This is a genomic window from Streptomyces gelaticus (genome assembly GCF_014649535.1).
Taxonomy (GTDB): Bacteria; Actinomycetota; Actinomycetes; order Streptomycetales; family Streptomycetaceae; genus Streptomyces; species Streptomyces gelaticus.
Genome location: NZ_BMTF01000055.1, coordinates 1 through 8,061, shown reverse-complemented (window position 1 = coordinate 8,061; position 8,061 = coordinate 1). Strand labels below are relative to the sequence as shown.

The 8,061-nt window shown below is 68.9% G+C and carries 7 protein-coding genes and 1 pseudogene; 3 read left to right on the top strand and 5 right to left on the bottom strand.

All coding sequences use genetic code 11. The features are described from left to right. Positions 1 to 92 precede the first annotated feature (92 nt). The 3 genes from IE107_RS34085 to IE107_RS34075 all read left to right on the top strand — a co-directional run bounded on the left by IE107_RS34085 (position 93) and on the right by IE107_RS34075 (position 2,446). The gene (locus IE107_RS34085; protein WP_189548218.1) at positions 93 to 527 is read left to right on the top strand and encodes a winged helix-turn-helix domain-containing protein; all 435 of its coding nucleotides are present in this window, start codon (positions 93 to 95) and stop codon (positions 525 to 527) included. Between the two features lie 293 nt (positions 528 to 820). Then, positions 821 to 1,339: a cupin domain-containing protein gene (locus IE107_RS34080; protein WP_189548217.1), complete on the top strand. Its 519-nt coding sequence runs from the start codon at positions 821 to 823 to the stop codon at positions 1,337 to 1,339. Positions 1,340 to 1,879: 540 nt separating this feature from the next. Then, the gene (locus IE107_RS34075) at positions 1,880 to 2,446 is read left to right on the top strand and encodes a dihydrofolate reductase family protein (protein WP_189548216.1); all 567 of its coding nucleotides are present in this window, start codon (positions 1,880 to 1,882) and stop codon (positions 2,444 to 2,446) included. A 749-nt stretch (positions 2,447 to 3,195) separates the two neighbouring features. Here IE107_RS34075 and IE107_RS34070 read toward each other — a convergent pair. The 5 genes and pseudogenes from IE107_RS34070 to IE107_RS34050 all read right to left on the bottom strand — a co-directional run. Beyond that, positions 3,196 to 3,903 carry an SDR family oxidoreductase gene (locus tag IE107_RS34070; protein ID WP_189548215.1) on the bottom strand — a complete coding sequence of 236 codons (708 nt, stop codon included), beginning with the start codon at positions 3,901 to 3,903 and terminating at the stop codon, positions 3,196 to 3,198. A gap of 256 nt (positions 3,904 to 4,159) precedes the next feature. Then, positions 4,160 to 5,446, bottom strand: coding sequence for an MFS transporter (locus tag IE107_RS34065; protein WP_373302557.1), 1,287 nt, complete (start codon positions 5,444 to 5,446; stop codon positions 4,160 to 4,162). A gap of 185 nt (positions 5,447 to 5,631) precedes the next feature. Further along, positions 5,632 to 6,660: a hydroxyacid dehydrogenase gene (locus IE107_RS34060; RefSeq protein ID WP_189548213.1), complete on the bottom strand. Its 1,029-nt coding sequence runs from the start codon at positions 6,658 to 6,660 to the stop codon at positions 5,632 to 5,634. Further along, a complete protein-coding gene (locus tag IE107_RS34055) occupies positions 6,644 to 7,666 on the bottom strand; it encodes a dihydrodipicolinate synthase family protein (RefSeq protein WP_189548212.1) in 1,023 nt (340 codons plus the stop codon). Before IE107_RS34055 ends, IE107_RS34060 begins: the two co-directional genes overlap by 17 nt. A gap of 116 nt (positions 7,667 to 7,782) precedes the next feature. Then, positions 7,783 to 8,061: pseudogene (locus tag IE107_RS34050) on the bottom strand (epimerase); the annotation flags it as partial.

Sequence of the window (8,061 nt, the reverse complement as noted above, 5' to 3'; positions counted from 1 at the left end):
ACTCGTGCCCGATCGTCGTTTCGCTCACTTGGCGTCTCTCCTTGATCAGCAGATCCGCCGTTGATTAGACACTCCCCGTCCTGGAACTCACCATGGCCTCCGGCAACGCAGGCGACATCCATCTCGCAGGCCGCGGCCTGCTCCTGATCCCCTCCTTCTTCGGAGCCGTTTACCCAGCACTGGACGACACAGCTGAACCCCAACCGTGGCTGACTTACCCCATCGGCCTCCGCGACACGAACCCATTCCTGCCGCCCACAGACACCGCACGAGCCCTCAGCACCATCCCCAACTCCCTGACCGCACTCCTCGGCCACACCCGCGCCGTGGTGCTGTGGACCATCGCCCACCACCCTGGCTGCACCACCACCGAACTCGCCCGCCACGCTGGCATCTCCCCAGGCAGCGCCAGCCAGCACGCGACCGTTCTCCGCACCGCCGGCCTCACCCACACCACCCGGCACCACAGCAGCGCCCTCCACAGCACCACCCCAGCAGGCACCAACCTCCTCAACACCGCAGCCTGAGAGCGCCCCTGCCATTCCACACACGTCGCCACCTCTCGGGCAGATGCCGGTGCCTTTCTGGGGCCTGCTGGGCGACCGTGGTCGGAACAGGAGGCGGCCTGGGCGGACGGAGTCGCCGTCGCCAAGAAGTACGCCTCGGTGCACAGGCGCCGGTGCGGCGCCCCTAACTACACGGCATTGGTACTAGCCCCAGCCCTCAGCCCGGGCCAACCCGAGATCATGCGCAAGTCCGATGCCACCTGCTGGATGCGGGAGCCACCATGCTGGGGAAGATCTGCCAAGAGGAGCGCATCATGTCGTACCCGGAATACCTCGAGTACCCGGAAAACCGCTACCACGGCAACAAGGGCCAAGTGAACGCGGCCTTCCGCCCGGCCGACAGCCCACCGGACATCTCCTCACCCGGCGCCTCTACCCACTACCTCGCCACCAACGAGTCGACCGGCGGCGAATTCGGCCTATACAAGGTGGAGCTGGGTGCACGGTCCGCTGGGGCCAAGACCCACTTCCACAAGGCGATGTCGGAGTCCTTCTACATCCTCTCCGGCGAACTGGAGCTGTACAACGGCGAGAAGTGGGTCACGGGCCGCGCGGGCGACTTCCTGTACGTACCGGTCGGCGGTCTGCACGCCTTCAAAAACGTGACCGACGAGCCCATGTCCATGCTCATGCTCTTCTCCCCAGGCGCCCCACGCGAGGAGTACTTCGAGCAGGTCGCGGAGATGGCGCAGCTCGGTGGCGAAGAGCTCAAGCAGTTTCGCATCCGACACGACAGCTACTTCCTGGAAGACTTCGAGTCTGGGGAGGAGTAGTTCGGGTCCGTTGCAGGGTTATGGCTCCCCCTTCGATGGCCACTCCAGGGCGAGCCCGGCCTGTACAAGTTCGCCAACGGTGTCCTTGCCCTGCCGGGGGCGTCCGCAGGTTCTCAGGCTCCGTGTCATGCGGCAGCGCTGTGACTTGTGGTTCTGCCTGGTGTCTCACGCCGTGTCATCCGTCAGTTGTCTCACGCTCCGTGTCATTTCCTCAGCTCTCGTGTTCGATGCAAGCCGCTGACCTGCGAATGACATCGGCGTGAGACTGCGCCGGAGAAAATGACACGAAATTTGAGACCCCACACAGGGTCTCGCCGCCGATGGCATGTCGATCTTCTGTGACCTGCTGGTTCTCTGTTGTCTCACCGCGATGTCACCCGAGATCAGTCTCAGATCGATGCCATTTCCTCGGCGGAACGATGAGTCTGCGGCTGAGCCACCGAGCACGAGGACTACATGCGAGCTCAGATCGCGCACCGATGAGTTTCCCGCGCCGCGCCGGTCTGTACACGTGAGACCGACTCACGGAAGGCTGGCGCCATGCGGAAATTGATCTACGGCATGAACCTGACCCTGGACGGCTACATCGCCGCGCCCGGCGACGACATCGGCTGGGGCGGGCCGCCGAGCGACGAGCTGTTCCAGTTCTGGTCCGACCAGTTGCAGGCGACCGACCTGACGCTGTACGGGCGCAAGCTGTGGCAGACGATGAGCTCCTACTGGCCGACCGGCGACCAGCAGCCCAACGCCACCCCGGCGGAGATCGAGTTCGCGCGCCGCTGGCGGGACATGTCGAAGGTGGTGTTCTCCTCGACGATCGACAAGGTCGACTGGAACACCCGCCTGGTCACCGGCGACGCGGTCGCCGAGATCACCCGGCTCAAGGCCGAAGACAGCGGCCCGATGGACATCGGTGGCGCGACGCTCGCCGGGGCGGCCATGCGGGCCGGGCTGATCGACGAGTACGTGCTGGCCACCGCGCCGGTCCTGGTGGGCGGCGGCACGCCGTTCTTCACCGTGCTGGACAACTGGGTGAACCTCAACCTGGTGGAGACGCGGACGTTTCCTGGCGGCGTGGTCCTGACCAGGTACGAGACGAGGCGCTGAGCGCCCGTCACGCGACTCGACCGCCTGCCGGGTCCACGCGAACGTGAACGCCACCACTGGGGGTGAACAGCCGGCAGTGCGGCTTCACATCCACCACTACCGGACCCTGCTCAGCACCCCAGGCTCCACAGGCGACCGCTGTGGAGCCAAGGTTCCAGGCACCCGCCCTGGGTGACCCGGACTACCGCCCGAGCCACCCAACCGAGTGAAGCCCCTGAACTGCGAGTGCCGGCCGGTCGGAGACTGCCCGGCGAAGTGATCTCGTCGGCGACGGGCTCGGCCAGACGCGGGGCCAGCAGCACTCCGCACCGGTAGGTGGCCGTCGTCGGCAGGATGGACGGTTCGCCGGTACGGCCGACCAGCGGCAAGGCTCCTCAGAGGCAGGACCGGCGTGCGGGCCTCTGCACAAGGAGGCGGAGTCACAGCCAGGGGTGACCCAGATACCGGCCCACCGCGAGTGACGGCCGGTAATAGGGCTGCCACAACCCACGCCTCGATGCACAGGCCGGTGAAGAAGAGGTCCCGCACGGCACAGCGCAGTCGGAGCGGCCCCGTCCTGGACCGACTGGCGAGGCGGTGCGCCATCACGTGTACGCCGACAAGTGGCGCGGACTGGCCAACCGCTACGACAAGACCCCCACCATCCATCTCGCCGGACTCCACCTCGCCGCCGTCTTCATTCTGGTCATCGAGATGGCCCGAACGGCCCAGGCGGGGCCTTCACGGCGGGACCACCACCGGCTTTTCCTTTACCAGGCCAGGGGTTCGCCCTTCCGGAAGAAGCCGCCGGTGGGACCGGAGTCGGGCAGGGTGGCAGCCCAGACGATGCCGGCGACGCCTTGGTCGACGGGGTCGCCGCCCGGGCCGCCCATGTCGGTGGCGATCCATCCCGGACACACAGCGTTGACCAGAATCCGCTCGGCACGCAGTTCGTCGGCGAGCTTGCGGGTCAGGGCGTTGAGGGCGGCCTTCGAGACTCCATAGGCAGGGGCGCCGCCGGACATGAGCTCCAGGGAGCCGGATTCGCTGGAGACGTTCACCACGCGGGGGTGGGGTGATCGGCGCAGCAGCGGCAGGAAGGCCTGCGCGGTCCGCCAGGCGCCGAAGAGGTTGGTCTCCAGGGTGTGGCGGACCTCGTGGAGGTCGGCGGAGACGGCTCGCTGGGAAGTGTCGTAGTTGATGGCTGCGTTGTTGACGAGGACATCGAGGCGTCCGAACTCCTCTTCCACGCGACGGGCGATGGCATGGATGTCGTCGGCGTCGGTCACGTCCAGCCGGCATGGCAGCAGCGTGCCGGGCACGCCTGGGGCCAGATCGGCGACGGCCCGTTCGGCGTCCTCCGGACGGCGGGCGGACAGCAGGACGGCGTGACCGAGTCCGGCGAGCTGGCGCGCGGTTTCGCGACCGATGCCCCTGTTGCCGCCCGTCACCAGCGATACCGGTGAAGCGGTGCTCATGCTCTCTCCCCTTACGCGGACGATCCGGAGTCGGGCAGCACGTTATGCCGTCGCCCCGCGTACAGGGATCAGGCCCGAGGCGCAAACCGGCCGCGGCCTTGGACGTAGTCCTCACGGACCACCACGGCAGGACAGCAGCGCAACACGTCGAACGGCGTCGTCGGTCGTGCCCGAGGCGGTGGTGAACCTGAAGCGGGCACGGGTGGAGACGACCAGCCCGTCAGTGGACGCCGCCCGGATACGTCGGGTCCGGCCCTCAGGCCGTGGTCCGGGACGGGGTGTCCGCCACGGATGTCAGCCGGGTACGGCCTGCCGGCCGGATCATGACGAAGACGATGAGCGCCGTGAGGACAGCGGCCAGGCCCGCGACCAGGAAGAGCTGGTCGATGCCATGCGCCGCTGCCGCTTCGAGAGCCGTGCGGACCGAGCCGTCGGCCCCTCCGGGTCCGCCGGCCGGCACCTCTGTCGCGCGTCCGCTCGCCACCACATCGGCCAGCCGGTCCGGATCGGGGAGCCGGCTGTCCGCAAGCGAAGAGCGCACCCCAGCGGTGAAGACGCTGCCCAGCAAAGCGATCCCGAACACGGTGCCCAACTGGCCTGCGGTGTTCACCGCACCCGCCGCCATACCGCCCCGCTGAGCCGGCACCGCGGCCATACCCGTCGAGCTGAGCGAGGGTGTCGTCAACCCCACGCCCACACCGACGACGAAGAAGGCCGGCAGCAGCGCCCACGGCGCCGCCGTGTCGCGCACCAGCAGGAAGCCGACGAGGTCGCCGACTCCGATGACGAGGAGACCCGAAGCGATCAACCAGCGAGGGGACCACCTGTGCAGGACTCGCCCCATCAGCATCGATACGACGAACGCCGCCGCTGACATCGGCAGCCCGACCAGCCCCGCCACGACCGGTGTCAGACCCAGCACCGACTGGAGCCAGACGGAGCTGTAGGTGAACGAGACGAAGGCGGCGAGGCTCAGCACCACGCCCGCGAGCAGGACACCGCTGAAGGTCGGATGCCGCAGCAGGGCCAGATCCAGCAACGGATTCTGCACCCGGCGCTCCATCACGCCGAACACGGCGATCAGCCCCAGTCCGGCGAGCAACGGGCCCCAGCTGGACACGTTCGACCAGCCGGCCTCGTTCGCCTCGATCATTCCGAACGTCAGCAGTCCTGCCGCACCGGTGAACACCACGAGCCCACCCACATCGAACCTGCGCCGCGGCGGCTGGTCCGCATCCTTGACGACCAGCAGTGACAGCACGACCGTCGCGACGCTCACCGGAAGGTTCACTAAGAAAATCCACCGCCAGGACAAGCCCTGGGTCAGCGGCCCGCCGACCAGCGGCCCGATCGCGGACGCCGCCCCCGACACAGCTCCCCACACGCCGTACGTGGTGCCCCGCTCGCGCCCACTGTAGGAGCTGTTGAGCAGCGCGAACGTGGTCGCGAACATGGCAGCGCCACCCACCCCTTGCACCACGCGGGCCGCGATTGGGAATCGCCAGGCCCCGGTAACGGTGGCGAGTTGGCCTCGTCCCTGCACGCCTCCACCAACCCCGAAGTAGAAGCCCGCCGCTCCTTCCGCGACGGGCTGCGCCTGTTCCGGCTCCCGCCACGCATCGTCTACGACCTCCAGGAATCCCTCGATCCCGAAGGCAACAGAGATGCCTTCGACCCCGAGGAACAACTGGTCGGCCTTTGGGGCCCGGTGTGGCTGCGATCGATTGATCAAAGGACGCGAGCCAGCGCGTCCGGCCCCACGAAGTGCAATGGTGGATCGCCGCGCAGGAACCGCAGCACCTCCTCCACGGCACTTGCGCCGAGCCGCTGACGACACTCGGCGGTGCCCGCCGCCTGATGAGGGGTCAGCAGAACGTTCGGCAGTTTCCGGAACGGGTGGTGGACCGGCAGTGGTTCGGTGTCGAAGACGTCGATCGCAGCATCCAGCCGGCCCGCCGACACCTGCGCCAGAAGAGCGTCCTCGTCGACGAGCCAGGAACGGGCGGTGTTGACCAGACCGGCGCCGTCGGGCATCAGCGCCAGTTCGCGCGCACCCAGCATGCGCCGGGTCTCGGCGGTGGCAGGGGCGTGCACGGCGACGATCCGGCTGCTACGGAGCAGTTCGTCCAGCGGCACCACCCGCACCGCGAGCCGCTGTGCTTCCTCGGCCGTCAGATACGGGTCGGTGACCGCGACCTGTGCCCCCAGTGCCCTCGCCAGCTCGATGTACGCACGACCGGTACGGGACGCTCCGATGAGGCCGATCGCACAGCCCTGGATCTCGTGCCGCGGCGGGGCCTGGCTGGCCTCGTCCCAGTCGGCTCCGCCGCGCAGCGCGTGGTCGAAGCGGTGGACGCGGTGCAGCAGGGCGAGGGTGAACGCGAGGGCCACCTCGGCGACCGGGCGTGCCATCGCGTCACCGGCCTGGGTGACGAGGATCCCACGCCGGAAGACTTCCTCGGTGACATACGGGGCGACCGCCGATCCGGTGTGGGCGACGATCGCCAGTCGGTCAGCGACGTCGAGGAGTTCCTCGCTGAGGCGGGGCGTTCCCCAAGCGGTGATCAGGGCACGAGCACCGGGCAGCGCCGCACCGAGTGCGTCCCGGTCGGTGTGCTCGTCGAGGACGGCCGGCTGCGCCGCGGCGCACAGGCTCCGCCACACCGCGGGGGTGAAGAACTGCTCACGAAGGTGCGGGGGTACGGCGACGACGACCCGCGGCAGGCGGGCCGCCCCCGGGTCAGGAGAGCCAGTCATCGACGTACTCCGCGACGAAGTCGTCGTCGGTGAGCCAGGGGTAGGCCGTGGCGACCCGGGTGATCTCTTCGGCCTGGCCGGGAGACAAGACCTCCTTCGGATCGAGACACCAGATGCCCTCCAACAGACCCTGGCGGCGCAGCACTTCATGGACACCCGCGATACAGCCGCGGAATCCACCGCGCACGTCGAACACCGCGCTGTTGGCGTCGGTGAGCTCCGGGCGCCGGGCCAGGCAGCGCACCATCGCCTCGTGGTCACCGGCGCGTGCCCTGCGGACGTCGTCGAGGAGGGCCACCGCGGAGCCGGTCCACACGGCCCACTGGCCGAGGAGCCCGCCCGCGAACCAGCGCGGACTGCCGCCCGCCGTCTCGTACGGGGTGAGCAGGTCACCGATGATGTCGTCGTCGTTGCCGGTGTACAGCGCCACCTCGTCGGCCCGGTCCGCGGCGGCCACGGCGCGTACGACATCGGCGGTGCGGTAGCGGTCGAAGGGCGCGGTCTTGATGGCCGCGGTGTTCGGCAGGTCTGCGAATGAGCTCCAGAACGACGGCGAGAGATATCGGCCGCCGACGGCCTCCTGGAGGTAGAAGCCGATCACCGGCAGCACCTCGCCGACGGCACGGGCCCGGTCCAGCAGCCCCTTCTCGTCGGCGCCGGGCACGGCGGGGCTCAACAGCACGGCGTCGTAGCCGAGGGAGGCTGCGAGCTCGGCTTCGGAGACGGCCTGCGCGGTGTGGCCGCAGGCGCCGGCGACCTTGATGAACGGGCGGCCGGCCTCGGCGTCGATCGTCTCGGCGGCGAGTTCGAGGACCGGTGCCAGCAGGCCTATGCCCGGTTCTCGGATCTCGAACTGGGTGGTGTGGACGGCGACGGCGAGGCCGCCCGCGCCGGAGGCCAGGTAGTAACGGGTCAGTGCGCGTTGCCGGCGTTCGTCGAGCTTGCGGTCGGCGCCGAGGGCGAGTGGATGAGCGGGGATGACGGCTCCCTCAGCGAGCACGTCCATCGGAGTGCGTGCCGGGGCTGCCGCGGCCGCCGAGGAGGGTACGGGTTTGGGAGTGGTCGCGGCTACGGGGCCGGGTGCAGGCGCGGTCGCGGCTGCGGGCGTACGGGACACGGGGATCAGAACCTTCCGTCGCGGACCTGGAACTTGGTGGGCTTGCCGGACAGTGGCAGCCCGCGGCGCAGCCAGTCGGCCTGCCATTCGACGAGGGTGCGCAGGGTGATGTCCGGGTAGCCGAAGAGGGCGTGGCAGCGGCTTGCGTCGGAGAGCAGCGCGGTGGGTGCTTCCTGGCCGGCGAAGACCGGCTCCTTGCCGAACTCTTCGCCGAACCATTGGGCGATGCGCCGTATGGATGCGGTTTCGGGGCCGGTGAGGTTGAGGGTGAACGCCTCGCCGTC